Raw genomic sequence first — 24,520 nt, 5'->3', positions numbered from 1 at the left:
CCCGGGGAGGCCGGCCCTTCGCGTGTGTACGGGGGTCAGGCCCGCTCGTCCCAGACGCGCGGCCGCAGCGCCGTGCCGCTCTTCCCCGACACCGGGGTCTTCACGGCGAGGAACTGGTTCACGCCGATCCTGTTGCGTTCGAAGGAGACGGCCGAGGCCGCCATGTAGAGCCGCCAGATGCGGGCCCGGCCGGGCGAGGTGAGCCGGACCGCGCGGTCCCAGTCGCGCTCCAGGTTGGCCACCCAGCGGCGCAGCGTGAGCGCGTAGTGCTCGCGGATCGCCTCGACGTCCCGGACCTCGAAGCCGGCGTCCTCCAGGGCGGACAGGGTGCGGCCCATGGGGGCGAGCTCGCCGTCGGGGAAGACGTACGCGTCGATGAAGGGGTCGACCTCGTAGGCCGTCTCGTCGGGTTCGGGGCGGCGGGAGATCTGGTGGTTCAGGAGCCGCCCGCCGGGCTTGAGGAGCCCGTACAGCGTGTCGGCGTACTCCCGGTACCGCTCGGCGCCGACGTGCTCGGCCATGCCGATCGAGGAGATCGCGTCGTACGGGCCGTCGGGGACGTCCCGGTAGTCCTGGACGCGGATCTCGACGCGGTCGGTGAGGCCCTCCTCGGCGATCCGCTTGCGGGCGTAGGCGGCCTGTTCCCGGGAGAGGGTGACGCCGACGACCCGGGCGCCGTACGCGCGGGCGGCGTGCAGGGCCATGGAGCCCCAGCCGCAGCCCACGTCGAGGAGCCGGTCGCCCTCCTTGAGGTTCAGCTTGCGGGCGATGAGGTCCAGCTTGTCGTGCTGGGCGTCCTCCAGGGTACCGTCCTCGGTCCAGTAGGCGCACGAGTAGACCATCGACGGGCCGAGGACCAGTGCGTAGAAGTCGTTGCCCACGTCGTAGTGGTGACTGATCGCCTGCTTGTCCCGGCGCTTGCTGTGCCGGCTGCCGCTGCGGCCGCGCACCTCCTCGGCCGGCGGCTTCGGCGGCGGCAGGGGCCCGGCGAGCCGCAGCAGGGCGCGGGCGGCGGCGCGGAGCCGGGGATCGCGTACGGAGTCGAGGAGGCCCCTGGTCTCCTCCGGGCGCTCCCACAGGAGGCCCGAGAGCCGGTCCAGGGCGCCGTACAGGTCGCCCTCGACGTCCAGCTCGCCGGCCACCCAGGCGCGGGCCAGGCCCAGTTCGCCGGGCTTCCAGATCATCCTCCGCAGCGCGCGGCGGTCGCGGACGATCAGGACGGGGCCGCCGGCGGGACCGGCTTCGCTGCCGTCCCAGGCTCGCAGTCGGACCGGGAGCGGTCCTCCGAGGAGTTCCTCGGCGAGGGTCGTCAGCCGCGACGCGGCGTCGGCCATGGTGCACACCTCCGTGATCTCGTGCCCCAGAAATGCTCGTCACCAAGGGAACACCGTCCGTAGGCGTTTGCAGTCCCACCACAGCGCAACAAGTCGGCAAAACACGCGAAGGGCCGTCCGCACCACGGATGGCGGACGGCCCTTTTACGGCCTTGCGTGTACTGCCTGTACTGCCTGTGTTGCCTGTACTGCGGGTACTGCGGGTACTGCGGTCCTACTAGGCCTTGGCCTTCTCCTGGGCCGGGGCGGCCGGCGCGGGAGCGGGCTTGGCGGCCTCGTAGAACTCCTCGCGCGGCGTCTCCATGGCGCCGAGCGAGACGACCTCGCGCTTGAGGAACATCGCCAGGGTCCAGTCGGCGAAGACGCGGATCTTGCGGTTCCAGGTCGGCATCGCCATGCCGTGGTAGCCACGGTGCATGTACCAGGCGAGACGGCCCTTGAGCTTGATCTTCACCTTGCCCATGACGATCATGGCGACGCCCTTGTGCAGACCGAGTCCGGCCACCGCGCCCTTGTTGGCGTGGCTGTACTCCTTCTGCGGGAAGCCGCGCATGCCGGCCACCACGTTGTCGCCGAGGACCTTGGCCTGGCGCAGGGCGTGCTGGGCGTTCGGCGGGCACCAGGCGTTCGGGTTGCCCGCCTTGCGGCCGACCATGTCCGGGACCTGGGCGTTGTCGCCCGCGGCCCAGGCGTAGTCGAGGCCGTTGATCTGGAGCTTCTCGTTGCAGTCCACGTGGCCGCGGGGGCCGAGCGGCAGACCGAAGCGGGAGAGCGCCGGGTTCGGCTTCACACCGGCGGTCCACACGATCGTGTTGGAGTCGACCTCGAGGCCGTTCTTCAGCACGACGTGGCCGTCGACGCAGGAGTCCATGGAGGTCTCGAGGTAGATCTCGATCCCGCGGGACTCCAGGTGCTCCTTGCCGTACTGGCCGAGCTTGGGGCCCACCTCGGGGAGGATCTTGTCGGCCGCGTCGACCAGGACGAAGCGCATGTCCTCGCGCGACACGTTCTGGTAGTACTTCGCGGCGTCGCGGGCCATGTCCTCGACCTCGCCGATCGTCTCGGCGCCGGCGAAGCCACCGCCGACGAAGACGAAGGTCAGCGCCTTGCGGCGGACCTCCTCGTCGGTGGTCGAGTCGGCCTTGTCGAGCTGCTCGAGGACGTGGTTGCGCAGGCCGATGGCCTCCTCGATGCCCTTCATGCCGATGCCCTGCTCGGCGAGGCCGGGGATCGGGAAGGTGCGGGAGACCGCGCCCATGGCGATGACCAGGAAGTCGAACGGCAGCTCGTACGCCTCGCCGACGAGCGGCGCGATCGTGGCGACCTTGCGGTCCTGGTCGATGGTGGTGACCCGGCCGGTGAGCACCTCGGCTCCGCGGACGACGCGTCGCAACGGGACGACGACGTGACGCGGCGAGATGCTGCCGGCGGCGGCTTCGGGGAGGAAGGGCTGGTAGGTCATGTACGACCGCGGGTCGACGACCGTGACGGTCGCTTCCGCATAGCGCATCTTCTTGAGGATGCGCCGAGCTGCGTACAGGCCTACGTACCCGCCGCCTACTACGAGGATCCTGGGACGCTCCGTGGTGCTCATGGGATCGAGTATCCACCCCTCCTGAGGGGGGTGCTCGTGCGCCCCTTCACAAGGTCCGGGGACACCTCTGCTACACTCCGCCGCCCACGTGATCCATGTCATGGTGCTGCAAAGGAACCGAGGTGCAAGGGCGAACGTTGTTCACCCCTTGTGAACTGGCCTGGAGAGCGCCCGTTAACGCTGAACCGCCGCATGCGTTCACACGATGGAAACAGCGAGCGAAGTAGCCCCCGCGCCTGCGAAAGGGCCCTGAGGCACCCCTCGAAGGGGCTAAAGACCCCCCTTGAGCCCTCCTCGGGCGCCACCAGGACCCTTTTCCTTGTGAAGAACTTCACGAACTTTCCCGACGGGATGTCGCCGGGAGGCTCGATAGGTGCCCGCTATGCCACGGATAGGGCGATCCCATCGAGGATGTCGTGCTCGCTGACGACGACCTCGCGGGCGCCGACGCGCTCGACGATCTCCCGCAGGACGAGCGTCCCGGCGATGATCACGTCGACCCGGCCGGGGTGCATGACGGGGATCGCGGCCCGCTCGTCGTGGGTGGAGGCGAGGAGCCGCTCGGTCACCTCGGCGATCTGCTCGGCGGAGATCCGGGCGTGGTGGATCTTCGCCGAGTCGTACTCGGTGTGCCCGTGCACGATCCCGGCGACCGTGGTGACCGTGCCGGCGAGCCCGACGAGGGTCTCGGCGGTGTCGATCGGCACGGTCTCGGCGGCCAGGTCGAGCGCGGCCCGCACGTCGGCGCGGATCGCGTCGACCTCCTCGGCGGTCGGCGGGTCGTGGCGGACGTGCCGCTCGGTGAGCCGGACGCAGCCGATGTCGACCGAGCGGGCGGCCTCGACCGACTTGTTGCCGATGACGAACTCGGTGGAGCCGCCCCCGAGGTCGAAGACGAGGTACTTCTCCGAGCCGTGCAGCTCGCCGGTGGCGCCGGTGAAGGAGAACGCGGCCTCCTGGTCGCCGGTGATCACCTCGGGCTCGACGCCCAGGATCCCCACGACCCCGTCCACGAACTCCTGGCGGTTCTCGGCGTCGCGCGAGGCGGAGGTGGCGACGAAGCGGAGCCGCTCGGCCCCCAGCCCCTTGATGACCTCGGCGTACTCGCGGCAGGCGGCGAAGGTGCGCTCCAGGGCCTCCGGGGCGAGCCGGCCCGTCTTGTCGACGCCCTGGCCGAGCCGGACGATCTTCATCCGCCGGTCCAGCTCGACGAGGTCGCCCGTCTCCGGGTCGACGTCGGCGACGAGCAGGCGGATGGAGTTCGTACCGCAGTCGATTCCGGCGACCCGGGTCATTCCGCCGACTCCTTGTCGTCCTCGTCGGCGCACGGGGTCACGCAGGCACCCTTGGCCCACCACTCCGGCAGCATCGCGAGGGCCTCGTCGCCGAAGGGGTTCACGCCGGGTCCGGCGGCCAGCGAGTGGCCGACGAGGACGTGCAGGCACTTGACCCGGTCCGGCATGCCGCCGGCGCTCGGGAAGCCCTCCAGGACGTCGATGGCGTCACGGCGGGCGATGTAGTCCTCGTGCGCGGCCCGGTAGGCGGCGGCGAGCTCCGGGTCGGTGGCGAGCCGGGCCTGCATCTCCTTCATGACCCCGTTGGCCTCCAGCGTGCCGATGGCCGAGGCCGCCCGGGGGCAGGTCAGGTAGTACGTCGTCGGGAACGGGGTGCCGTCGGGGAGCCGGGGCGCGGTCTCGACGACGTCCGGGTTGCCGCACGGGCAGCGGTGCGCGATGGCGCGCAGGCCGCGGGGCGGCCGGCCGAGCTGCAACTCGAAGGCGGCGATGTCCCGCTCGGTGGGCTCGGTGCGGTCGGTCTGCGGAGGGGGCGTTTCCATGTCTGCCTTGCTGTGTCGCGGAGGAGGGGTCAGGGACGGTCGGCGTGGTCGACGCCGTCCCAGAGGTTGTCGTACCAGGGGCGTTCGGCCGCCCCCTGGTCGGCGCGGGGACGCTGCTCCGCGTCGGGGTCGTTCACGGTGAAGCCGGTCTCGCCGGGCAGCACGTAGTGCAGGTGCTCGCGGGCGAGGCGGCGGACGTAGGCCGGGTCCTGGAGCCGGGCCTTCTCGTCCCTGAGTTCCTCGACCCGACGCGCGGCCTCGGCGGCCTTGCGCTCCTGCTCGGCGATCTCGCCCTGCTGGGAGACGTAGCTCCGCATCGGGTAGGCGAGCGCGACGACGAGGGAGCAGACGACGAGGGCGAGGAAGGCCGCGCGGCCGGTGAGCCGGGAGCGGCGGGCCTGACGGCGGGTCTGGGAGCGGTAGACACGGGCGGCGGTCTGCTCGCCGAGCAGCCTGATCCGGGTCGCGGTCGAGAACCGGTCCCGGTCCTTCGCGGCCATGTCGTGTCGCCTCCCCTGTTCACGCGGACGTCCCCGCACACGGTACGGGACCGAGTACGGGGACGCTTCGCTTCGCTACGCCTTTGCTCCCTGTTCAATTCTCCGGATGCAAAGTGCGGCAGCCGCCTTGCGGAGAAGCTCAGCCCTTGAAGCGCGGGAAGGCGCTGCGGCCGGCGTAGACCGCGGCGTCGTCGAGGATCTCCTCGATGCGCAGCAGCTGGTTGTACTTGGCGACGCGGTCCGAGCGGGCCGGGGCGCCGGTCTTGATCTGACCGCAGTTCACGGCGACCGCGAGGTCGGCGATGGTGACGTCCTCGGTCTCGCCGGAGCGGTGGGACATCATGCACTTGAAGCCGTTGCGCTGGGCCAGCTCGACGGCGTCGAGGGTCTCGGTCAGGGAGCCGATCTGGTTGACCTTGACCAGGAGGGCGTTCGCGGTGCCCTCCTCGATGCCGCGGGCGAGGCGCTCCGGGTTGGTGACGAAGAGGTCGTCGCCGACGATCTGGACCTTGGTGCCCAGCTTGTCGGTGAGGACCTTCCAGCCCGCCCAGTCGTCCTCGAACAGCGGGTCCTCGATGGAGACCATCGGGTACGCGGCGACGAGCTCCTCGTAGTACTCGGTCATCTCGGCGGCCGAGCGGGACTTGCCCTCGAACTCGTACTTGCCGTCCTTGTAGAACTCGGACGCGGCGACGTCGAGCGCGAGCGCGACGTCGGAGCCCGGGGTGTAGCCGGCCTCCTTGATGGCCTCGACGATGAGGTCGAGGGCGGCGCGGTTCGACTCGAGGTTCGGGGCGAAGCCGCCCTCGTCGCCGAGGCCGGTGGAGAGGCCCTTGCGCTTCAGCACGCTCTTGAGCGTGTGGTAGATCTCGGCACCCCAGCGAAGGGCCTCGGAGAAGGACTCCGCGCCGATCGGGGCGATCATGAACTCCTGGATGTCGACGTTGGAGTCGGCGTGCGACCCACCGTTGAGGATGTTCATCATCGGAACGGGCAGCAGGTGCGCGTTCGGGCCGCCGAGGTAGCGGAACAGCGGGAGGTCGCTGGCCTCGGAGGCGGCGTGCGCCACGGCGAGCGAGACGCCGAGGATGGCGTTGGCGCCGAGCGAGCCCTTGTTCTCGGTGGCGTCCAGGTCGAACATGGCCTGGTCGATCAGTCGCTGCTCGGTGGCGTCGTAGCCGACGAGCTCCGGGCCGATCTGCTCGATGACGGCGAGGACGGCCTTCTCGACACCCTTGCCCAGGTAGCGGTTGGGGTCACCGTCGCGAAGCTCGATGGCCTCGAACGCACCGGTGGAGGCGCCGGACGGAACAGCAGCACGGCCGGTGCTGCCGTCGTCGAGGCCGACCTCGACCTCGACCGTGGGGTTGCCTCGGGAGTCCAGGATTTCCCGGGCTACGACGACGTCGATGGACGGCACGAGCATCTCCTTCTGGGATGTGACGCTGGATGTGACGCAAGGTCGATGCAGGTCGCTTGGCCTTGCGACAAGAGCCTAACCGCCCCGGGGGCTCCGGCCCGCCGGGCGCCCGCACCCTGGGACGAAAAAGGACCCAAGGGCATGCACATGGGGACGAAGGGCCCCAGATCTACTGGACAGTAACTGCTCAGGGGTCCCACGTCGGGGGTCCGACAGACGGAACCCCGGCCCGGCGCGCACGGGGGGGGGAGGCGCGCCGGACCGGGGTGGTCACCGCGGGAGGGTCGTCAGGCTCACTGCAGGTGGAGCTGCTGGCCCACGTAGATGAGGTCGGCGTCGGCGACGACGTCCTTGTTCAGGTCGTAGAGCTTCTCCCAGCCGCCCTGGACGCCGTGCTCCTGGGCGATGGTGCCGAGCGTGTCGCCGGCCTCGACCCGGTACTCGCCGTCACCCTTCTTGACCGTCTTGCCGGCCGGGGTGGTGACGGTCTTGCGGGCCGTGGCCTTCTTGGCCGAGGTGACCTTCTTGACGGCCGCGGCCTTCTTCGGGGCCTGGCGCTGCTCGCTGCGCGTGGTGGGCTCGGTGGCCGTGCGCTTGGGGGCCTCGGTGGTGCCACCGGTGTACGCGGCGCTGGAGAGGCCCACGCCGCAGCTCGGCCACGCGCCCTTGCCCTGGCCCGCGAGGACCTTCTCGCCGATGGCGATCTGCTGGGACTTCGAGGCCTGGTTGGCGGTCGGGGCGTAGGCGGTGCCGCCGTACGCGGCCCAGGTGGAGGCCGAGAACTGCAGGCCGCCGTAGTAGCCGTTGCCGGTGTTGATGGACCAGTTGCCGCCGGACTCGCACTGGGCGACGCGGTCCCACTCGGAGGCCGTGGCGGCCGACGCGGTGCCCGCGGTCATCAGCGGGGCGGCGACGGCGACACCGGTGACGCCGACGAGCGTGGCGACCTGGGTGGCCTTGGAGGGACGACGGTGTTTGCCCTTGCCGGAAAACAGCATGGAGATTCTCCTCACCGACGCCTGTGAGGTGAGCTGTCGGGTTCGGGCCGGAAAGTTGCCCGGCCGCGTGTCCTAGCACGCGGCTTCACCCCAAGCCGGTCTTCGGCCGTCTGTCTCAACGGCCGGGACCGGCACTTACCTTGGGTCCCCCACTCCTGCCTTCGGCGCTGACGCGACGACTGTTCCCATCGGCCGACGGCAGGATTCGGCGTTTCGGTCGACGGGGCCCGCGGTGGCGAGCGGTTAAGACCGTAGACACAGACCCACCGGAAGTTCAAAGAGGCCGATTGCGGAAATATCGCCCTTACTTGCCCTCCGGTGGGGGGCGTTTGTGCAGGTGAGAGGTGACGGAGGCAAAGGTTACGGACAGGACACGCCAGTTGAGGCGAAGAGACCCATGTCTCACTTGCCCAGATCCGGACATACAGCCCCGAACTACCCCTCCGCCGAAACCGGATCCTTCGTCAGTTCAAGGCTCTGACCAGGCAGGATCAGGTCCGGATCGGCGCCCACCGTCTGGCGGTTGGCGTCGTAGAGGGCCGTCCAGCCTCCGGGCAGTTCGTTCGACTGCGCGATGTCGGAAAGGCTGTCGCCGGGCTGCACGGTGTACGCGCCCGAAGTGCCCTGACTGTCCGTTGCGCCCGAATTCTTCACACCGCCAGCCGACGGCGTCGCGGTGGAGTTTTCGGCGGACTTGTCCGTGGACGACGCATGCTTTCCGGATTCACCGGACTTGCCCGGCTTGTCGGTTTCCTCCGCGGCAGCCTCGCCCCGGTGCTTACCGGATCCCGGCGCGTCCGACGACGCGTCATCCCCCACCTCGCCGGGGGAAACGGGCGTACCGGGCGTAACGGACTCATCGGGCGTGCCCGGAGTCGTCGGCGCGGGGGTGACGGACCCGCCCGGGGTGACCGAGGAGTCCGGGGTCCCCGGCGTGGTGGGCGCGACGGGCGACGGGACGGCCGTGGCCGTCTTCGCCTTCCCGGCGGCCGTGGCGGAGGCCGACGGCAGGCCGTCGGTCCGGTTCGACTCGGCGACCGGCCCCGTGGGCGCCTTCGGGACGGAGGTCGGGCCCGGGTCCACCCCGGTGCCCTTGCCGTCGTTCGTCAGGCCGGCGATCGGCGCGCAGGTGGCCCACTCGGTGCTGCCCTTGGCAAGAGCCTTCTCGGCCACGGCGATCTGCTGGGCGCGGCTGGCCAGGTCGGGGCTGGGCGCGTACGCCAGACCGCCGTTGCGCTCCCAGCTGTCCTGAGTGAACTGGAGGCCGCCGTACATGCCGTTGCCGAAGTTGGCGCTCCACTGGCCGCCGGACTCGCACTCGGCGACCCGGTCCCAGGTGGAGGCGTCGGCGGCGGAGGCGGATCCCGTGGCGAGCAGCGGCAGCGCCATGGCGGATCCGGTCACACCGGCGGCGACGACGAGGGCGGGGGCCTGACGGGGGCGACGGTGTCGTCCGTTCCCGGAACGCATAGAAGCGCCTTTCGCGTGACGGCTGAAGACTGCGGTGAAGGTAGCCGTATTCGAACGCTCGTCACAAGTCGGTGGACCGGCGATCACGCGAAGATCACAGTTCTGATGAACCGTCAGTTCACTGCGGGGGTACGGAAGGGGAGAATTCCACCGGAAGCGTGCGCAAACCCCGCATGATGAGCCCTCCGCGCCAGCGCAGTTCGTCCGGGTCGACGGCAAGTCGCAGGTCCGGCAGGCGAGTCAGCAGGGTCGCCAGCGCGGTCTGGCCCTCCAGACGCGCGAGCGGCGCACCCAGGCAGTAGTGGATGCCGTGCCCGTACCCGAGGTGCTGGTTGTCCCGCCGGGTGAGGTCCAGCACGTCCGGCCCCGCGAACCGCGCCGGGTCCCGGTTCGCGGCGGCGAGCACCACGAGCACCGGGTCCCCCGCCGGGATCTCCTGCCCGCCGATGGTCAGCGCCCGCGTCGCGTACCGCCAGGTCGCCATCTCCACCGGCCCGTCGAACCGCAGCAGTTCCTCGACGCCCGTCTCCAGGAGCCCCTGCTCCCCGGCCGCGAGCGAGGCCTGGAGTCCCTCGCGCTGCCCGGGGTGGCGAAGCAGCTGGTAGACCCCGTTGCCGATGAGGTTCACGGTCGTCTCGAAACCGGCGAAGAGAATGATGAAGGCCATGGCGGCGGCCTCGTTCTCGGTGAGGTGCTCGCCGTGGTCGGAGGCCTTGATGAGCCCCGAGATGAGGTCCTCGCCGGACTCCTCGCGCTTGCGGTGGATCAGCTCCGCGAGATAGCCGCGCATCTTCTTGACCGACCGCGCGACCCCGCCGCGCGGCCCCCCGCCGTGCCGGATCATCATCCCGGCCCAGTCCCGGAAGTCGTCCTGGTCCTCCGGCGGCACGCCGAGCAGGTCGCAGATCGCGTAGATGGGCAGCGGGAAGGCGAACTCGTGGATGAGGTCGGCGCTCCCCCGCTCCGCGAACGAGTCGATGAGCCGGTCGGTCAGCTCCTGCACCCGCGGCGCGAACTCGGCGACCCGGCGCGGGGTGAAGGCCTTCGACACCAGCCGCCGCAGCCGGGTGTGGTCCGGCGGGTCGATGTTGAGCAGGTGGGTCATCAGCTCGGCCTTGCGCTCGCCCGGGATGCCCGTCTTCCCCTTCGCGTGCGGGGACTCGTCGTGGTGCGCCGGGTTCTTGGAGAGCCGCTGGTCCGCCAGCGCCTGCCGGGCGTCGGCGTACCGGGTCACGAGCCAGGCCTCGACCCCACTGGGCAGCGTCGTCCGGTGCACGGGCGCGTGCTCGCGCAGCCAGGCGTAGGCGGGGTAGGGATCGCTCGCGAACTCCCAGGTGAAGAGCTCGGGGGCGGGGGCGGGGCCGGGAGTCGTACGCACGCCACGACCGTACAGGGCGACCCCGGGAAGGCACGTTCGTGGAGAACCTGTGATCAAGGGGTACAGGTCGTGCCCTAGATTCTTGTCGGTGGACCCCCAGCTGCTCAGAGCTACGTTCGCCGTCGTCGAGAGACGCGCCGAACAAGCCGTCACCTTCTTCTACTCGCACCTGTTCTGGAACAACCCGGGTGTGCGCGAGCTGTTTCCCGAGGACATGCTCCCGCAGCGCGACCGGCTCTTCGCCGCGCTCACCCACGTGGTGACGCACCTGGAGGACCCCGGCCTCGGCCCCTACCTCGGGCAGCTGGGCCGCGACCACCGCAAGTTCCTCGCCTCCCCCGCGCTGTACGCCGCCGTCGGCGGCAGCCTGCTCGCCGCCTTCGCGCACGCGGCCGGTTCCGCCTGGACCCTGGAGGCCGAGAAGGCGTGGACCGAGGCCTACGGCCTGGTCTCCGACCTCATGCTGGCCGGCGCCGACGAGGCCGCCGCGGCCGGCGAGCCGTCCTGGTGGGACGCGGACGTCGTCCGCCACGAGCGGTACGGCGACGACCTGGCCGTCCTCACCCTCCGCCCGCGCCGGCCCCTCCCGTACCTCCCCGGCCAGTACGTCAGCGTCAGCTCGCTGCGCGTCCCCCGCGTCTGGCGCACCTACTCCCTCGCCAACGCGCCCCGCCCCGACGGCACCGTCGACCTGCACGTCAGCCGCATCACCGGCGGGGCGATGAGCACCGCGCTCGTCGAGGAGACCGGCCCGGGCGAGGTCCTGCGGCTCAGCGCCCCCGCCGGCGGCCTCACCGCCCGGACGGCGCCGGGCGGACTGCGCACCTATATATGCGCGGGTACGGGCTGGGCGCCGGTGAAGGCCCTCCTGGAGGAGGCCGCCGCGGACGAGCCGGCACTCGAAGGGCGGCTGTTCGTCGTGGCCCGCGCCAAGGAGTACCTCTACGCGCGTGCGGAGGCCGAGCTCCTGAAGGAGCGCCTCCCCGCGCTGAGCGTCACCTACATCACGGCCGCGCCCCGCCAGCGCCGCGACCAGGCGACCGAGCGGCTGCTCCAGGCCCTGCGGGCCTGCGTCCACTGGTCGGCCCACGACGTCTACCTCGCCGGCCCGCCCGCCTTCGTGACCGAGGTCTCCGAGGTCCTGGAGGAACTCGGCACCGACCCGGCGCGCACCCACCACGACACCCTGCCGCCCGTGGGCCGCTTCACCACCCGCCCCGGCACCGCCGCCGAGCGCCTCCTCGGCCCGCCGGCGCCCCTCTGGCACAACCCGGACGCCCGGGCCCCGCGCGACCACTGAACCGGGGACCGACCCCGGACCGAGCCCGCGAGACCCCGCGCTGGGGACCGACCACGGACCGCCCGCGAACCCCCGCGCCGGGGACCGACCCCGCGGCCGGGCCGCTGCGGGCCGGCCGTCAGCCCCGGTCCGCTTCCCCGCTCCCGGCGCGCGTGCGCGAGCGCCACACGGCGAACCGCGCCAGTTCCGTGGCCGCCCCCAGCGCGAGCAGCGCGAAGACGACGCGCAGCCACCCCGGGGTCCCGCCGCTCGCCGCCTCCCAGCCGAAGAACAGCGCCATCAGAGCCGTCACGCCCGGCGCCTCGGCGAAGGACGGCTTCCGCCTCCGCTGCGGCGCCGCCCCGCTCACAGCCCCTCCGCCGCCCGGATCGCCTCGCGGTACGTGCGGGCCGCCGCCCGCAGCGCGGCCTCCGGGTCCACCCCGGACGCCTCGGCCCCGGCCGCGAGGGCGAGCAGGTCGTACCCGATGCCCTCGCCCGCCGGGAGCTCCACGTCGAGACCGGCGGTCCGTACCCGGCTCGCCAGCTTCGCGGCCAGCGCGAGGCCCGGCTGGCCGAGCGGGACGCCGTCGGTGACGGACTCGCGCTGCTTCTCGATCGCCTTGGTGCGCAGCCAGTGCGCCTTGACCTCCTCGGGGGTCTCGGCGGTCTCGTCCCCGAAGACGTGCGGGTGGCGGTGGATCAGCTTCTCGACGAGCGTCGCGGCCACGTCGTCCACGGAGAACGGCTCCTCCGGGTCCTCCTCGGCGATCCGGGCGTGGAAGACGACCTGGAGGAGGACGTCCCCGAGCTCCTCGCGGAGTGCGTCCCGGTCGCCGTCCTCGATCGCCTCGACGAGTTCGTACGCCTCCTCGATGCCGTACTTGGCGAGTCCCTTGTGGGTCTGCTGCGAGGACCACGGGCAGGCGCGCCGGATGCGGTCCATGATCTGCACGAGGTCGAGGAGGCGGGCGCCGGGCAGGTCGTACGAGCCGGGCAGCAGCTCCAGGTCGGGCATCGCGTACCGGCCGGAGCCGGCGAGCCGGGCGAGGCCGTCGGTCAGCGCGCGGTCGCCCTCGCCGGAGGGCAGCAGCAGGACCGTCCGGCCGCCGGCGCAGGCCGCCACGAGCTCCTCGGCGGTCGGCCGGACGTGCTCGACGGCGACGCCGGCCTCCCGCAGGTACGGCAGCTGGGGGTGGTCCTCGTCGGGGCAGAGCACCCGGTCGGCACCGTGCAGCGCCTGCCAGGCGGGCCAGGAAAGGATTCCGGGCGCCACGCGGTGGCTGGCGGTCAGCAGGACGATGCGGCCGGGGCTCTCAGAAGTCACCCCTCGAACCTACCCGGGTTCAGGCACCGGCCGGGACGGAGGCCGGGTCCTGGCTGACCCTGCGGAGCCAGGGGGTGGTGGCGGCGGTCAGTCCGCCCCGTTCCGAGTCCCAGGCGCCGTAGCGCGGGTTCACGTCGATGGCGAGCGCCTTGGAGGCGGCGGAGTAGACGTCGGTCCGCTTCTTCTGGCCCTCGGGGCTCTCGGTGAAGCCGAGCTTGTCGGCGGTCTTGAGCATGAGGACCTCGTGGCGGATGAAGTCGTCGATCTGGTCGGGCGCCACGCCCCGCTGCTGGAGCAGGATGGCCTCGAACCGCTCCTGTCCGCCGTTCTCGCGGGTGTAGGCGGTGCGGGTCTGCTGGATCTCGGCCCGGCTGGCGGTGACGCCGTTGTCCCGGGCGACCTTCTCCACGATCCGGTAGATGATCATGGAGTTGAGCTTCTGCCGGCCGAGGTCACCGGTGGCCTTGAGCAGCTCGGCGGACTGGGCGGAGGAGGCCTGCGCGGCGCGCACGTCCTTCACCTGTGCCTGGAGGCTGGAGACCTCGATCCGTTCGCCGCCGACGACGGCCGCCGCTCCTGGGTGGGCGTCACTGCCGCAGGCGGTGAGCAGTGGGGCCGCGGCGAGGAGCGCGGCGGAGACGGTGAGCGCAGTGCGGCGGTGCAAAGGAGCCTCCCGGGCTGGTCGTGCGTCACGTTGAACGACCTTGCGGTGATCGATGGTAGGGAGTCGCCGGGGCCGGAGCCACTACTTCGGTGCGACTGTTTCCCACAACGACTCACCCGTCACCCGGGTGTCGGCCGGTTCCGGACCACCGCTCGTCTCCTGCAGCAGGTAGTGCGGCCTCCGCTTCACCTCGTAGTAGATGCGGCCGACGTATTCGCCGATCAGTCCGACCATGACCATCTGGACGCCGGCGAGGGCGGTGACGGCGACGAGCAGGGTGACGTAGCCGGGGGTGTCGACGCCGTGGGCGAGGGCGTCGGCGACGATCCAGGCCGCGTAGCCGAGGGCGACGACGAGGAGCAGCAGCCCGAGGTGGACGGCGGCCCGCAGGGGCTTGTTGTTGAAGGAAAGGAGGCCGTCGAGGCCGTAGTTGAGGAGCTTGCCGAAGGACCACTTGGAGCGGCCCTGCTCCCGGACGGCGTTCTCGTACGAGAAGGTCGTGGTGCGGAAGCCGACCCAGGAGAACAGCCCCTTGGAGAAGCGGTTGTACTCGCCGAGGTCGAGGACCGCGTCGACGGTGCGGCGGGAGAGCAGCCGGAAGTCGCCGACGCCGTCCACCAGCTCGACGTCGACGAGCCGGTTGATCGCCCGGTAGTAGAGGCGGGCCGTCAGGGTCCGGGTGACGCGGTCGCCGTCACGGGTGCGGCGGGCGACGACCTGGTCGTACCCCTCCGCGTGCAGCGCGAGCATGCGGTGCACCAGCTCGGGCGGGTGCTGGAGGTCCGCGTCCATGATCACGACGGCGTCGCCGGCCGCGTGCCGGAGACCCGCCAGCATCGCGGCCTCCTTGCCGAAGTTGCGACTGAAGGAGGCGTAGCGGACCCGGCGCGGGTCGCCCGCCGCGAGCTCCCTGAGGAGCGGGAGGGTCCCGTCCCGGCTTCCGTCGTCCACGTACACGATCTCGAACTCGCCATCTATTCTGGCGAGTTCGGCCGTGACGCGGTCATGGAAGCGGGCGAGGACGTCCTCCTCGTTGAAGCACGGGACGACGATCGAGAGCAGCACGCGACCCACGACAACGGAGCGCGGTGTCCCGGCCGGTCCGCGTGCGTGGCGCGCAGACGACCATCGCGTGAACTGGCCCTCCGACTCCGGCCCTTCCCCCCGGGACGCTGACATATTCGAACCGCCATGCCGAACACCACGCGCTCCTGCACGCTCGCCGCCCTCCTCGCCGCCGTCGCCGTCTGCGGCGGCGACGCCGTCGCCCGGGTCTTCCCCTTCGGCCCGCGCCACCGGGCCGTGAACGACCTCGCCAACCAGTTCGTCCCGTTCCACGCCCGGCTCTGGGACCTCCTGCACGGCCGGGCGGACGGCGGACTCCTCCTCGACTGGCAGGCGGGCTGGGGCACGAGCTTCCTCCCCGACTACGGCACCTACCTGTCGAGCCCCCTCGCCCCGCTCGTGGCGCTCTTCCCGCGCGCCGACATCGAGTACGCCGTGTACGCGGTCACCGTCCTGAAGACGGCGCTCGCGGCGGCCGCGATGACGTTCCTGCTGCGCCGCCTCGGACCGGACAGCGCGGGGTGGTGGGCCGCCGTCCTGGGCGCCTCGTACGCCCTGTGCGGCTGGTCGCTCGCGGAGGGCACGTACAACCCGATGTGGCTGGACGGCCTGATCGCCTTCCCGCTGCTCTGCCTCGTGGGCGAATGGGCGCGGGAAGGGCGGCGGCCGCTCCTCGGGCCGCTCGTGGTGGCCGTCTGCTGGCTGGCGAACTTCTACACGGCGTACATGGCGACCCTGGGCGCGGGCCTCGTGCTCCTCGTCCGCCTCGCGGCGACCGACTCCTTCCGCGCACGGACCCTCGGCCGGGCCGCGCTCACGACCGGACTCGGGATCGGGCTCGCCGCACCCGTCCTCGTCCCCGTCTTCCTGGGCTCCCGGCACGCCTACCCGGGTGTCGTACGGGACTTCGCCGCCGCGGACGGCACGGACGTGCTGGCCCGGCTGCTCCCGGTGACGTACGGCTTCGCGACCCCGGCGGCCTTCGTCTGCACGGCGGTGCCGCTGCTCGCGGGGGCGCTGCTCTTCCGCCGGGACGCGCCGGGCCGCGAGCGGTGGCTGTGGGGAGGCCTGTGCGCGGCGGTCGCGATGTCGATGCAGTGGGGCCCGACGCATCTCGTCTGGCACGTCTTCGCCACCCCGAACGGCAGCCCGTACCGCCAGACCTTCGTCCTGTCCGGCGTCCTCGTCCTCGCCGCGTGGACGGGCCTCGCCCGCGGCCTCCCCGACCGCCGGTCGCTGCTCGGCGGGTCCGCGATCGTCCTCGTCCTCGCGGCCGGAGCCCTGCCGAGCCCCCTCCTCACCTCCTGGTCCCTGCTCCTTGCGGGCGCGGGCCTCGCCGCGGTCGCGGGCGCGCTCCTCCTCCCCCGCCGCGGCCGGTACGGACTGCTCGCCGCGCTCCTCGTCACCGGGACCCTGCTCGGCCAGGCCGCCGCGACGACGGCGTACGCGGACCGCGAACGCCTCGCCCGGCTCGACGACTACCCGCCGTGGGGCCCGGAGCACGCCCGGCGCGCGGCCGCCCTGGCCGCGGCCGACGACTGGCCCGCCTCCCGCACGGACTCCGGCCTCCCCCGCGTCGCCGGGAACGACCCGCTCCTCCTCGGCGGCCAGGGCGCCGCCTACTACAGCAGCCACACCCCCGCCGTCCTGACCGGGACCCTGGCCGCCCTCGGCGGCGGCTGGACCTCCCGCGGCCGCAACCTCCTCAGCCTCGACAACCCGGTGACGGACGCCCTCTTCGGCGTCGGCGCCCGCTGGCGCGACGGCGCCGTCGCCCGCACGGACGCCCACCTCCCCCTCGTCACGGTCCGCCCCCCGGGCCCGCCCCCGGCCTACGGCCCCTCCCCCTTCCGCAACCAGGAACTCCTCCTCGGCTCCCGCGTGTACGAGCCTCCCCACGCGGGCGCGTGCCGCGTCGGCACCGAGGTCTTCCTCTGGGCCCCCGAGGCCACCGGCACCGCCCGCCTCGGCGACCACCCCCCGGTCCACCTCCTCGGCGGCGGCCCGAAACGCCGCGCGGCCATGACCTCCCTGGGCGTCCAGCGGGTTCCCGGCCTCCGGCCGGTGCTCCCCGGCCCCGGCGAACTCGGCTGCCTGGACCGCGACCGCCTCCGCTCGGCGGTGACGGCCCTGCGCGCCCGCGCGGCCACCTCGATCCGCGTCACCCCGGACGGCGTACGGGCCACCCTCCCGCCGGGCGGCGGCACGGCCGTCGTCGCGGCCCCCCGCATCGCGGGCTGGCACTGCGCGGACGCGGAACCGCTCTCCTACGGCGGCCTCCTCGCCGTCCCCCTCCGCCCCGACCGCACCGAACTCTCCTGCTCCTTCCGCCCCCCGGGCCTCCGAGCGGGCCTGGGGGCGGGGGCGACGGCGGCGCTGCTGCTCCTGGTCGTGGTCGTGGCGCCCGGGGTGGCCCGGGCGCGGCGCCGCCTTCCGGACACCCTCTAGGGGGTCCGCAGCTCCCAGCGGACCTCGCCGTCCTGTTCCTCGTCCGTCGGGGCGAGGCCGGCCGCGCGGGCCACGGCGGCGGAGGCGGTGTGGTCGGGGTGGACGTGGGCGACGACGGTGCGGGCGCCGTGGTCCAGGAGCAGGGCGACGAGGGCTTCGGCGGCTTCGCGGGCGATGCCGCGGCCCTGCCAGGGGGTGCCGGTGACCCAGGCGACCTCGGCGGTGCGGCCACCGTCGGTGACCGTCGCCTGGACGGTGCCGGCGAGGCGGCCGGAGGCGCGCAGGCGGACGACCCAGTTGCACCAGAGGACCGCCGGGTCGGGGGACCCGGCGGTCAGGCGCTCGTAGCGGGCGCGGAGGTCGCGCTCGGTGAGCGGGGCGCCGCCGGTGAAGGAGTGGAGGGCGGGGTCGGCGAGGACCTCGGCCATCTCGGCGGCGTGCGCGACGGCGAGCGGCACGAGGTCGAGGCGCTCCGTGCGTACGGTCGCGGCCGCGAGGGCCGCGGTGCCGTCCTGTTCGGTTTCCGTGTTCACGCGTCGGCGTCCCAGGTCCCTTGGTCGATGTCTCTGGTCATTGTGGCCCCTCCTCCCCGGTGGTCCCGCGGCCTGGCCTTCCGGTGGCCGGCCGAACGGCTCCGAGCCTAGGACGGCGAGGTGGGGCCGGTTTTGCGTCCGGCGCGGGCGTCCTTGACGATCAGCGCGCGGAACTCGGTGGGGCTGATGCCGTACGACGCGCGGAAGGCGCGACTGAAGACGGCGGGGCCGCTGAAGCCCCAGCGCGCGGCGATGGCCTGCACGGGCCGCCCGAGGAGTTCGGGGCGGGCGAGGTCGTCGCGGCACCGCTCCAGGCGGCGGCGCCGGATGCGGGCCTGGACGGTCTCCCCGTCGCCGTACGTCCGGAAGAGCTGGTGGAGGGAGCGCACGGAGACGTGGTGGACGGCGGCGACGGCGGCCGGGGTGAGGTCGGGGTCGCCGAGGTGGGCGTCGACGAAGGTGTGGATCCGCTGGATCAGGGTCCGCGCCCGCGCCTCGGCGGGGAGCTGGTCCTCGTCGTCGAGGTTCTGGGCGAGGCAGGCGGCGACGAGGTCGACGACGACGGAGCCGAGCCGCGGCAGGTCGTCGGGCCGGCACTGTCCCGCGTGGCCGTCCAGGGAGTCGAGGAACGAGACGAGGACCGCCCCGAGTCCGTGCCCTCCGGAGATCCTGCTGCCGAGCAGCCGGTCGATCCGCTGGGACCTCAACGGCAGGATCGTGCGCGGGAGTTGCAGCATGGTCAGTTGCACGGGCCCCGCGTCGTCGGGCATGGCCGCGAAGGAGGGCCGCGAGGTGTCCCAGAAGACCAGGTCGCCCACTCCGACGCTGCAGTCGTTGCGGTGCTGGGACAGGACGGTGGCCCCCCTCCTGATCAGCCCCAGCTGGTACTGCTCGGGATCGCCGCGCCGGATGAGCGCGGGCGTACGGCGTGACCGCAGGGGCGAGAAGGAGAACCGTGCGACGCGGACGGCCTCCAGGTCCAGCACGGCGGCCTCGGCCTGGAAGTCGGCGGGCCGCTCGGCGGTGAGCGCGGTGGGCATCACCTCGCGCGTGACCAGGTCGGCGAACCAGTCGAAACGTTCCTTCGCCGGCAACTCCCCTGCCGAGACCACTGACCACATCGCGTACTCCCCCGTCGATCTTCCTGCCGGCGGCCAGAATGCAGCGGCGCGAACGTGTTTGTCGCCGGGTTTCGCGATCGGCGTGGCGTCCCGGCGGATCCCCGGTCGATCTCCCTCAGCACCCCGGACATGCGCTTCAACAGCCTTGCGTTGAACGGATGTTGATGCCCCCTTGGCCGTTCGTTGAGCACCACTGGCAGCGTCGTGCCGTACCGGAAACCCGGTCCATGAGAAACGGAGAGCATCTCGTGAACTTCAAGCGATCCCTCGCGGCCCTCGGCCTGGCGGCAGGAGTTGCCCTCGGCGCGGCGGTCGTCGCGCCGGCCGCGAACGCCGCCCCGGCGGGCTGTGCCAGCGGTGGCCTGTGCGTGTACTGGAACACCAACTACCAGGGCAGCGTGCAGACGGTCTACCAGAACAACTACGACCTCACCGGGTACGCGAACTTCAAGACCGCCCTGCACGGCTCCGCCTTCAACAACGGCAACAGCTGCAACGTGACGCTGTGGAAGGAAACGGGCTACCAGGGCACGCCGTGGCACCTGGACCGGGGCACCGGCTGGACCGACATCGGCGACAACCTCGCCACCATCGGCTCCAACAAGTGGTGCCTGTACTAGATCGATGAACTCCAGGAGACGCACCGCAGCCGTGGCGCTGCTTCTGGGTCTCGGTGCCGCCGGATGCTCGACGTCCGGCGGCACCGCCGCACCCGGCCCCGCGCCGCTCCCCGCACCCCGCCCCTTCCAGGGCGTCACCCACTACCCCGGGCCGCAGCTCACCGCCCTGCACGCGGCGGAGGAGGACCTCGTCGCCGCCTGCATGAAGCGGCGCGGCTTCACGTACCGCCCGCAGCCCCTGGCCACCGGGAACCACCTCGCCGACGCCAACCCGTACGGGCTGCTCGGCGTCGCGCAGGCGGTGAACGACGGCTACGGCATCACGAGCACCGCGCTCTCGATGCGCCCGCCGGCGGACGCCAACGCCGCCGAGGCCGCGGACACCCGCTGGAAGGAGGCCCTGCTCGGCACCCCCGCCCACCGCGTGACCCTGAGGATGCCGATGGGGCGCGAGTTCTTCTACCAGGCGGACTCCTGCGTCTCCGACGCCAAGTCCCGCCTCTTCGGGGCGGACTACTACAAGCTCCACAACACCTTCCAGGTGCTGGGCGACGCGGTCGTCGAGAAGGTCGGGACCGACCGCAGGTACCTCGCCGCGCAGGAGTCCTGGAGCGCCTGCATGAAGGACGCGGGAGCGACGGCGAAGGCCTTCGGCGACCCCAGGACCGCGGTCGACCGGCAGCTCCGGCAGGCCGGCCGGGACCGGGCCAAGGTGCACGCCGTCGCCGGCGTCGAACTGAAGCTGTCCCGGGCCGACGCGGACTGCCAGGCCTCGACCGGCCTCGCCGCCGTCGTCTCGGCCGCCCAGGCCGACGCCGAGAAGACCCTCGGCGCGGGCTACGCCGACGAACTCGCCGCCCTCAGGACCATGCGGGACAAGGCCCTCACGACGGCGACCGCCCACTAGGTCCTGCCCGAAAGGCCCCGCCCCTACAGGTCTCCCAGGAAGCCCGGGTCGGCTCCGTCCAGGCGGAGGCTCGTCTCCTTGGCGAAACCGAGCAGTTCCGCCAGGGGGACGACCGCGCGGCTGGTCCCGGCCAGGTCCTGGTGGGCCTCGGCGGACCACAGCGGCGGGTAGAGGGTGAGCCCTTCCCCGCCGGTCAGGCCGGGCACCTCGTCCCGCCAGCCGGGCCAGCGGAGGCCCTCGTAGAACTCCTCGGTGCCGCCGTCCAGCAGCCACGACAGCCAGGCCCCGTAGCCGGCGCCGACCGCGTCCCAGCGGAGCGAGTCGGGGGCGAAGTAGACCATCTCGCCGGGGCGGCCGGGCAGTCCGGTCTCCTCCTCGGTGCCTCCCTGGATGGCGAAGGTCCCGCCGAGGACGTCGTGCGCGACGACGAGTGCGCCGGCGGGCCGCCAGGCGGCGTCGGGTTCGGCGGGGTAGCCGTTGACCCGCGCGAGGCCGGGCAGGCGCCGGTCGTTGTGGACGGCCGGGCTGCCGTACACGCGCAGCCAGCCGTCGTCGACGAGCAGGCCGCCCGTGCGGAACACGAACGCCCCCAGGTAGGAGCGGACGGTGACCTGCGTCTGCAGGAGTGTGGCGGCCGCGCGCCCGGGGTCGGCGTCCAGGACCTCGACGGGCACCTTCGCCTCCCGCAGCTCCGCTTCGAGCAGCGGCCACGCCGGCTCGTCGACCCCGGTCAGTTCGTCCAGTCCACGCAGTTCTCGCACCCGGGCATCGTCGCACGCGGTGCGCCGTTGATCGGCGGCACCGTCGGGGGTATCTTGCATTACATGGTTCCTGGCGAAGCAAGATCAGAGGCGACCGGAAAGGTCGCCAGCCAGCTGCGCAAGGGCGTGCTGGAGTACTGCGTCCTCGCCCTGCTGCGCGACGGCCCGCGCTACGGAGTCGAGATCCTCGACGAACTGGCCGCCGTCAGCGTCATGACCACCAGCCAGGGAACGATCTACCCCCTGCTGTCCCGGCTCCGACGCGACGGACTCGTCGACACCGAGCTGCGCGAGTCGGCCACCGGCCCCGCCCGCCGCTACTACACCCTCACCACGCCCGGCAGGACCGCGCTCGCCGAGTTCGCCGAGAGCTGGCCGCGCTTCCGCGACGGCGTCGACCACTTCCTGACCGCACCCCACGGAGGCACCGCATGACCGGCACCGAGCACCCCCTCGTCACGGACTACCTCGCCACGATCGAGCGCGAGGCGTCGTTCCTCCCCGCCGGCCGCCGCGCGGAGCTCCTCGCCGACCTCCGCGAGCACCTCGCCGTGGCCGTCGGCGACGAGCAGGACCCGGCCGCCGTCCGCGCCGCCGTCGAACGGCTCGGCACCCCCTCCGCCATCGTGGCCGCCGCCCGCGCGGAGGAGCCCGAGACCGCCGCGGCGCCCCCAGCCCCCGCCGCCGAGGCGCAGCCCCGGTCGCGGACCGTCACCACCGCCGTCCTGCTCGGCGTCAGCGGCGTCGCCACCCTCGTCTCCGGCTTCGCCGGTCTGGCCGCCCTCGTCGTGGGCCTCGTCCTGCTGTGGACGTCCGCCGCCTGGGACCAGCGCACCAAGACCCTCGCGACCTGCCTCGCCCTCGCGACCCCGGTCGTGGTCACCCTCGGCGCCTTCCTCCTGGCCGCCCGCGTCGGACCGACGGAACTGCTCGTCCTCCTCGCCGTGGGCATCGCCCTCCCGGCCACGGCGGCCGTACGCCTCCTCCGCGCCCGGCCCAAGGCCGCCTGACGGGGGCCAGGAGCGGGGTGCGCGGGGACACGGGGGTGCGGGGGGACGCGAGGGTCACCCCCCCACCCCGACCAAGATCATCTCGGGTGCAGAATGACCCGTATGCCCCTCAGCAACGCACCGAAGACGGCCACGATCGACGACGCCCTCATGGTCGGCCGCACCCTGGCCTCCGCCTTCGGCGACGACCCGATGATGCAGTGGTTCTTCCCCGACGCCGCCGCCCGCGAGACGGACCTCGGCCGCTACTTCACCACCCTCTTCACCCGGCAGTACGGGCTCCACGGCGTCTGCGAACGCACCGAGTCCGCCGCCGCGTTCTGGGTCTCGCCCGAAGGCGCGGACAAGGCCGTCCCCGACGCGGAGACCATCCAGGAGCTCGTGGCCATCCTCGGCGACCGCGCCCCCGTCTTCCGCGAGGCCGTCATGGCCGCCGCCGAACACGGGCCCACCGAACCCCACTGGTACCTCGCCGTCATCGGCGCCGACCCCGCCACCCGCGGCCGGGGCCACGGCTCCGCCCTCCTCCGCTCCGGCCTCGCCAAGGCCGACGCGGCGGGCATGCCCGTGTACCTGGAGTCCTCCAAGCCCGACAACCTCCCGGTCTACGAGCACTTCGGCTTCACCGTCCGCGACGAGTTCGCCCTGCCGGGCGGCGGCCCGACCCTGTGGGCCATGAAGCGCGACCCGAGGTCGGCCTGACGCCCTTCACACGTGCTGCGGCGGGCCGATGACCCCGTGGCCGAACTGCTCGGCCAGCCACTGGACCCGCTCCTCCTCGTAACCGTCGCCGTTGCGGCGGCGGACGTGCACGAGGACCAGGTGCGTGTCGGCGGGCACGTCGAGTTCACGCGAGTCGTTGTTGAGGACGAGCGTGACCTCGGCGTGCTTGAACTCCCCGCAGAACTCCCGCTCCGGCACCTCCGGCCACTCCAGGTCACTCCAGTTGACCGCACCCGGCGACGCGCCGACCGCCGCCACGAAGCCGTCCTCAAGGCTGCCGACGGGCTCCTCGTCGATCGAAAAGGTCAGCGGCAGATACGCCTCCGCGCCCCCCAGATCCTCCGGCAGCTCCCGGCCGCGGATCGGATGCGTCAGGTCCGGCAGCCCCGGCGGCGGCACGTCCGGCGCCCTCCGGTCGTCCCAGCACATCACCCACGCCTCCGGCAGTTCCCCTCCCAGCCGCTTCAACTCGTCCACGGTGTGCGCCTCGACCTCCACGCTCACCTCGCTGAACGACTCCTGGCCGAACCCCACCAACTGCCTTGCCACCCGCAGGGCTTCCCCACGGTCGGCACTACGGAACACCGGATACGCGACGTCATTGGACATCCCTCGACCCTGCCACGCCCCCCACCCGCCCGCTCCTCCGTTTCAGAGCGCCCGGCAGTAGGCGTGCCGGGCGGTCTTAATCGAATGCGAGAGTCCCGTTCCGGGTGATACAAGGTCTGCGTGACTGATCATCATTACTTCCCCACCCTGCTGCGGATGATTGACGAGCGGTCCGCCGCCTTCCGCGCCGCCGTCGCCGCGGCCCCCAGCCTCGACGCCGACGTCCCGTCCTGCCCGGGCTGGACGCTGTACGACCTGGCGAACCACCTCAGCGAGGGGGACCGCTTCTGGGCCTACATCGTGCTGAACACCGCGCCGGGCGACGAGCGGCCGAGCAAGGACGGGCTGGCGGCGCCCAGGGAGCGCGAGGCCCTCATAGCCTGGCTGGCCGACTCGACGGAGCAGCTGCTTGCCGCTCTGCGCGAGGCCGGCCCGGACCGGGGCTGCTGGGCCTGGTGGGAGCCGCTGGCCTCGCCGCACACGGTGGCCGCCGTGGCCCGCCGCCGCGTCCCGGAGTCGCTGATCCACACCTACGACGCCCAGCTGGCCTCCGGCACCCCGCAGGAGCTGCCGACGACCGAGGCGGGCGACGCCATCGAGGAGTTCCTCGCCACCGTCTGCACCGGCACGGTCCCGTGGCCGGGCGAGCCCTCCACCATGGACTACCACGCAGCCGAGGCCGGCTCCTGGCGCCAGACGGTGGACGCCGCCGGTTCCCGCTTCACCCGCCTCACCGCGGCGGAGGCCGCCGAGAGCAAGCCCACCGCCGCCATCTACGGCACGGCGAGCGAGATGGCCCTGCTCATGTACATGCGCATCCCGGCCGGCTCGCTGCGGATCGAGGGCGACGCCGACCTGCTCCAGCAGCTGCAGGACTGGGGCTGAGACCGCCCGGCAGTAGGCGTGCCGGGCGTGCCCGGCAC

General features: G+C 72.4%; 25 protein-coding genes and 1 riboswitch. Of the genes, 8 read left to right on the top strand and 17 right to left on the bottom strand.

Annotation, left to right across the window (positions count from 1 at the left end):
- Nucleotides 1-35: 35 nt before the first annotated feature.
- The 9 genes from ACFCY7_RS23075 to ACFCY7_RS23035 all read right to left on the bottom strand — a co-directional run bounded on the left by ACFCY7_RS23075 (nucleotide 36) and on the right by ACFCY7_RS23035 (nucleotide 10,531).
- Complete coding sequence (locus ACFCY7_RS23075) at nucleotides 36-1,334, bottom strand: class I SAM-dependent methyltransferase (protein ID WP_376487873.1); 1,299 nt, start codon at nucleotides 1,332-1,334, stop codon at nucleotides 36-38.
- A 217-nt stretch (nucleotides 1,335-1,551) separates the two neighbouring features.
- Entirely contained in the window at nucleotides 1,552-2,928 is a 1,377-nt protein-coding gene (locus tag ACFCY7_RS23070) for an NAD(P)/FAD-dependent oxidoreductase (protein WP_376487872.1), read from the bottom strand.
- Nucleotides 2,929-3,308: 380 nt separating this feature from the next.
- Nucleotides 3,309-4,223 carry an exopolyphosphatase gene (locus tag ACFCY7_RS23065; protein ID WP_376487870.1) on the bottom strand — a complete coding sequence of 305 codons (915 nt, stop codon included), beginning with the start codon at nucleotides 4,221-4,223 and terminating at the stop codon, nucleotides 3,309-3,311.
- Nucleotides 4,220-4,765 carry a DUF501 domain-containing protein gene (locus tag ACFCY7_RS23060; RefSeq protein WP_376487868.1) on the bottom strand — a complete coding sequence of 182 codons (546 nt, stop codon included), beginning with the start codon at nucleotides 4,763-4,765 and terminating at the stop codon, nucleotides 4,220-4,222. Before ACFCY7_RS23060 ends, ACFCY7_RS23065 begins: the two co-directional genes overlap by 4 nt.
- 29 nt (nucleotides 4,766-4,794) lie before the next feature.
- Complete coding sequence (locus tag ACFCY7_RS23055) at nucleotides 4,795-5,265, bottom strand: septum formation initiator family protein (RefSeq protein ID WP_367825809.1); 471 nt, start codon at nucleotides 5,263-5,265, stop codon at nucleotides 4,795-4,797.
- A gap of 139 nt (nucleotides 5,266-5,404) precedes the next feature.
- On the bottom strand, nucleotides 5,405-6,691 hold the full coding sequence (eno, locus tag ACFCY7_RS23050) for a phosphopyruvate hydratase (RefSeq protein ID WP_376487866.1): 1,287 nt from the start codon (nucleotides 6,689-6,691) through the stop codon (nucleotides 5,405-5,407).
- A gap of 287 nt (nucleotides 6,692-6,978) precedes the next feature.
- Nucleotides 6,979-7,683 carry a transglycosylase family protein gene (locus ACFCY7_RS23045; RefSeq protein WP_376487864.1) on the bottom strand — a complete coding sequence of 235 codons (705 nt, stop codon included), beginning with the start codon at nucleotides 7,681-7,683 and terminating at the stop codon, nucleotides 6,979-6,981.
- A 3-nt stretch (nucleotides 7,684-7,686) separates the two neighbouring features.
- Nucleotides 7,687-7,860, bottom strand: a riboswitch (cyclic di-AMP (ydaO/yuaA leader).
- A gap of 258 nt (nucleotides 7,861-8,118) precedes the next feature.
- Nucleotides 8,119-9,153 (bottom strand): transglycosylase family protein, encoded by a 1,035-nt coding sequence (locus tag ACFCY7_RS23040; RefSeq protein ID WP_376487862.1) that lies wholly within the window; start codon nucleotides 9,151-9,153, stop codon nucleotides 8,119-8,121.
- Nucleotides 9,154-9,271: 118 nt separating this feature from the next.
- Nucleotides 9,272-10,531, bottom strand: coding sequence for a cytochrome P450 (locus ACFCY7_RS23035; protein WP_376487860.1), 1,260 nt, complete (start codon nucleotides 10,529-10,531; stop codon nucleotides 9,272-9,274).
- Nucleotides 10,532-10,619: 88 nt separating this feature from the next.
- Here ACFCY7_RS23035 and ACFCY7_RS23030 point away from each other — a divergent pair, with 88 nt between their 5' ends.
- Entirely contained in the window at nucleotides 10,620-11,831 is a 1,212-nt protein-coding gene (locus tag ACFCY7_RS23030) for a globin domain-containing protein (RefSeq protein ID WP_376487858.1), read from the top strand.
- A gap of 118 nt (nucleotides 11,832-11,949) precedes the next feature.
- Here the strand turns inward: ACFCY7_RS23030 and ACFCY7_RS23025 are convergent, their stop codons facing one another.
- From ACFCY7_RS23025 to ACFCY7_RS23010, 4 genes are all read right to left on the bottom strand, one after another.
- Complete coding sequence (locus ACFCY7_RS23025) at nucleotides 11,950-12,123, bottom strand: hypothetical protein (protein ID WP_376487856.1); 174 nt, start codon at nucleotides 12,121-12,123, stop codon at nucleotides 11,950-11,952.
- Between the two features lie 53 nt (nucleotides 12,124-12,176).
- Entirely contained in the window at nucleotides 12,177-13,136 is a 960-nt protein-coding gene (locus ACFCY7_RS23020) for a nucleoside triphosphate pyrophosphohydrolase (RefSeq protein WP_376487854.1), read from the bottom strand.
- Between the two features lie 19 nt (nucleotides 13,137-13,155).
- Nucleotides 13,156-13,800 (bottom strand): SurA N-terminal domain-containing protein, encoded by a 645-nt coding sequence (locus ACFCY7_RS23015; RefSeq protein WP_376487852.1) that lies wholly within the window; start codon nucleotides 13,798-13,800, stop codon nucleotides 13,156-13,158.
- Nucleotides 13,801-13,881: 81 nt separating this feature from the next.
- Nucleotides 13,882-14,865 (bottom strand): glycosyltransferase family 2 protein, encoded by a 984-nt coding sequence (locus ACFCY7_RS23010; protein ID WP_376487850.1) that lies wholly within the window; start codon nucleotides 14,863-14,865, stop codon nucleotides 13,882-13,884.
- Between the two features lie 126 nt (nucleotides 14,866-14,991).
- On the opposite strand from ACFCY7_RS23010, the gene ACFCY7_RS23005 reads away from it, so the two are divergent.
- On the top strand, nucleotides 14,992-17,313 hold the full coding sequence (locus ACFCY7_RS23005) for a YfhO family protein (RefSeq protein ID WP_376487849.1): 2,322 nt from the start codon (nucleotides 14,992-14,994) through the stop codon (nucleotides 17,311-17,313).
- Here ACFCY7_RS23005 and ACFCY7_RS23000 read toward each other — a convergent pair.
- Both ACFCY7_RS23000 and ACFCY7_RS22995 read right to left on the bottom strand, forming a co-directional pair.
- On the bottom strand, nucleotides 17,310-17,846 hold the full coding sequence (locus tag ACFCY7_RS23000; protein ID WP_376487847.1) for a GNAT family N-acetyltransferase: 537 nt from the start codon (nucleotides 17,844-17,846) through the stop codon (nucleotides 17,310-17,312). The genes ACFCY7_RS23005 and ACFCY7_RS23000 overlap by 4 nt on opposite strands.
- Before the next feature lie 107 nt (nucleotides 17,847-17,953).
- Nucleotides 17,954-18,967, bottom strand: coding sequence for a helix-turn-helix domain-containing protein (locus ACFCY7_RS22995; protein ID WP_376487845.1), 1,014 nt, complete (start codon nucleotides 18,965-18,967; stop codon nucleotides 17,954-17,956).
- 248 nt (nucleotides 18,968-19,215) lie between these two features.
- Between ACFCY7_RS22995 and ACFCY7_RS22990 the strand changes: the two genes are divergently transcribed.
- Together ACFCY7_RS22990 and ACFCY7_RS22985 are read left to right on the top strand one after the other, a co-directional pair.
- On the top strand, nucleotides 19,216-19,587 hold the full coding sequence (locus tag ACFCY7_RS22990) for a peptidase inhibitor family I36 protein (protein ID WP_376487843.1): 372 nt from the start codon (nucleotides 19,216-19,218) through the stop codon (nucleotides 19,585-19,587).
- Nucleotides 19,588-19,591: 4 nt separating this feature from the next.
- On the top strand, nucleotides 19,592-20,494 hold the full coding sequence (locus ACFCY7_RS22985) for a hypothetical protein (protein WP_376487841.1): 903 nt from the start codon (nucleotides 19,592-19,594) through the stop codon (nucleotides 20,492-20,494).
- Nucleotides 20,495-20,517: 23 nt separating this feature from the next.
- Here ACFCY7_RS22985 and ACFCY7_RS22980 read toward each other — a convergent pair whose 3' ends face one another.
- Nucleotides 20,518-21,255: a DUF2625 domain-containing protein gene (locus tag ACFCY7_RS22980; RefSeq protein ID WP_376487839.1), complete on the bottom strand. Its 738-nt coding sequence runs from the start codon at nucleotides 21,253-21,255 to the stop codon at nucleotides 20,518-20,520.
- A 63-nt stretch (nucleotides 21,256-21,318) separates the two neighbouring features.
- On the opposite strand from ACFCY7_RS22980, the gene ACFCY7_RS22975 reads away from it, so the two are divergent.
- From ACFCY7_RS22975 to ACFCY7_RS22965, 3 genes are all read left to right on the top strand, one after another.
- Entirely contained in the window at nucleotides 21,319-21,690 is a 372-nt protein-coding gene (locus tag ACFCY7_RS22975; protein WP_376487837.1) for a PadR family transcriptional regulator, read from the top strand.
- Nucleotides 21,687-22,265, top strand: a complete 579-nt coding sequence (locus tag ACFCY7_RS22970) for a hypothetical protein (RefSeq protein WP_376487835.1) — start codon at nucleotides 21,687-21,689, stop codon at nucleotides 22,263-22,265. The genes ACFCY7_RS22975 and ACFCY7_RS22970 overlap by 4 nt, the downstream gene beginning before the upstream one ends.
- A 93-nt stretch (nucleotides 22,266-22,358) precedes the next feature.
- On the top strand, nucleotides 22,359-22,967 hold the full coding sequence (locus tag ACFCY7_RS22965; RefSeq protein WP_376487833.1) for a GNAT family N-acetyltransferase: 609 nt from the start codon (nucleotides 22,359-22,361) through the stop codon (nucleotides 22,965-22,967).
- A gap of 6 nt (nucleotides 22,968-22,973) precedes the next feature.
- Here ACFCY7_RS22965 and ACFCY7_RS22960 read toward each other — a convergent pair whose 3' ends face one another.
- Complete coding sequence (locus ACFCY7_RS22960) at nucleotides 22,974-23,537, bottom strand: hypothetical protein (RefSeq protein WP_376487832.1); 564 nt, start codon at nucleotides 23,535-23,537, stop codon at nucleotides 22,974-22,976.
- A 180-nt stretch (nucleotides 23,538-23,717) separates the two neighbouring features.
- Here ACFCY7_RS22960 and ACFCY7_RS22955 point away from each other — a divergent pair, with 180 nt between their 5' ends.
- On the top strand, nucleotides 23,718-24,482 hold the full coding sequence (locus ACFCY7_RS22955) for a maleylpyruvate isomerase family mycothiol-dependent enzyme (RefSeq protein ID WP_376487830.1): 765 nt from the start codon (nucleotides 23,718-23,720) through the stop codon (nucleotides 24,480-24,482).
- Nucleotides 24,483-24,520 lie beyond the last annotated feature (38 nt).

Source organism: Streptomyces sp. NPDC056361, from assembly GCF_042262805.1.
Taxonomy (GTDB): domain Bacteria; phylum Actinomycetota; class Actinomycetes; order Streptomycetales; family Streptomycetaceae; genus Streptomyces.
Note: the sequence above shows the minus strand (reverse complement) of the source record. Positions and strands in the feature narration are given on the sequence as shown.

What these genes read in the sequence shown, in the direction of transcription:
- ACFCY7_RS23075 (WP_376487873.1), bottom strand. Translation starts at nt 1,334, where the DNA reads ATGGCCGACGCCGCGTCGCGGCTGACGACCCTCGCCGAGGAACTCCTC.
- ACFCY7_RS23070 (WP_376487872.1), bottom strand. Translation starts at nt 2,928, where the DNA reads ATGAGCACCACGGAGCGTCCCAGGATCCTCGTAGTAGGCGGCGGGTAC.
- ACFCY7_RS23065 (WP_376487870.1), bottom strand. Translation starts at nt 4,223, where the DNA reads ATGACCCGGGTCGCCGGAATCGACTGCGGTACGAACTCCATCCGCCTG.
- ACFCY7_RS23060 (WP_376487868.1), bottom strand. Translation starts at nt 4,765, where the DNA reads ATGGAAACGCCCCCTCCGCAGACCGACCGCACCGAGCCCACCGAGCGG.
- ACFCY7_RS23055 (WP_367825809.1), bottom strand. Translation starts at nt 5,265, where the DNA reads ATGGCCGCGAAGGACCGGGACCGGTTCTCGACCGCGACCCGGATCAGG.
- eno (WP_376487866.1), bottom strand. Translation starts at nt 6,691, where the DNA reads ATGCTCGTGCCGTCCATCGACGTCGTCGTAGCCCGGGAAATCCTGGAC.
- ACFCY7_RS23045 (WP_376487864.1), bottom strand. Translation starts at nt 7,683, where the DNA reads ATGCTGTTTTCCGGCAAGGGCAAACACCGTCGTCCCTCCAAGGCCACC.
- ACFCY7_RS23040 (WP_376487862.1), bottom strand. Translation starts at nt 9,153, where the DNA reads ATGCGTTCCGGGAACGGACGACACCGTCGCCCCCGTCAGGCCCCCGCC.
- ACFCY7_RS23005 (WP_376487849.1), top strand. Translation starts at nt 14,992, where the DNA reads ATGCCGAACACCACGCGCTCCTGCACGCTCGCCGCCCTCCTCGCCGCC.
- ACFCY7_RS22995 (WP_376487845.1), bottom strand. Translation starts at nt 18,967, where the DNA reads ATGTGGTCAGTGGTCTCGGCAGGGGAGTTGCCGGCGAAGGAACGTTTC.
- ACFCY7_RS22985 (WP_376487841.1), top strand. Translation starts at nt 19,592, where the DNA reads ATGAACTCCAGGAGACGCACCGCAGCCGTGGCGCTGCTTCTGGGTCTC.
- ACFCY7_RS22975 (WP_376487837.1), top strand. Translation starts at nt 21,319, where the DNA reads ATGGTTCCTGGCGAAGCAAGATCAGAGGCGACCGGAAAGGTCGCCAGC.
- ACFCY7_RS22970 (WP_376487835.1), top strand. Translation starts at nt 21,687, where the DNA reads ATGACCGGCACCGAGCACCCCCTCGTCACGGACTACCTCGCCACGATC.
- ACFCY7_RS22965 (WP_376487833.1), top strand. Translation starts at nt 22,359, where the DNA reads ATGACCCGTATGCCCCTCAGCAACGCACCGAAGACGGCCACGATCGAC.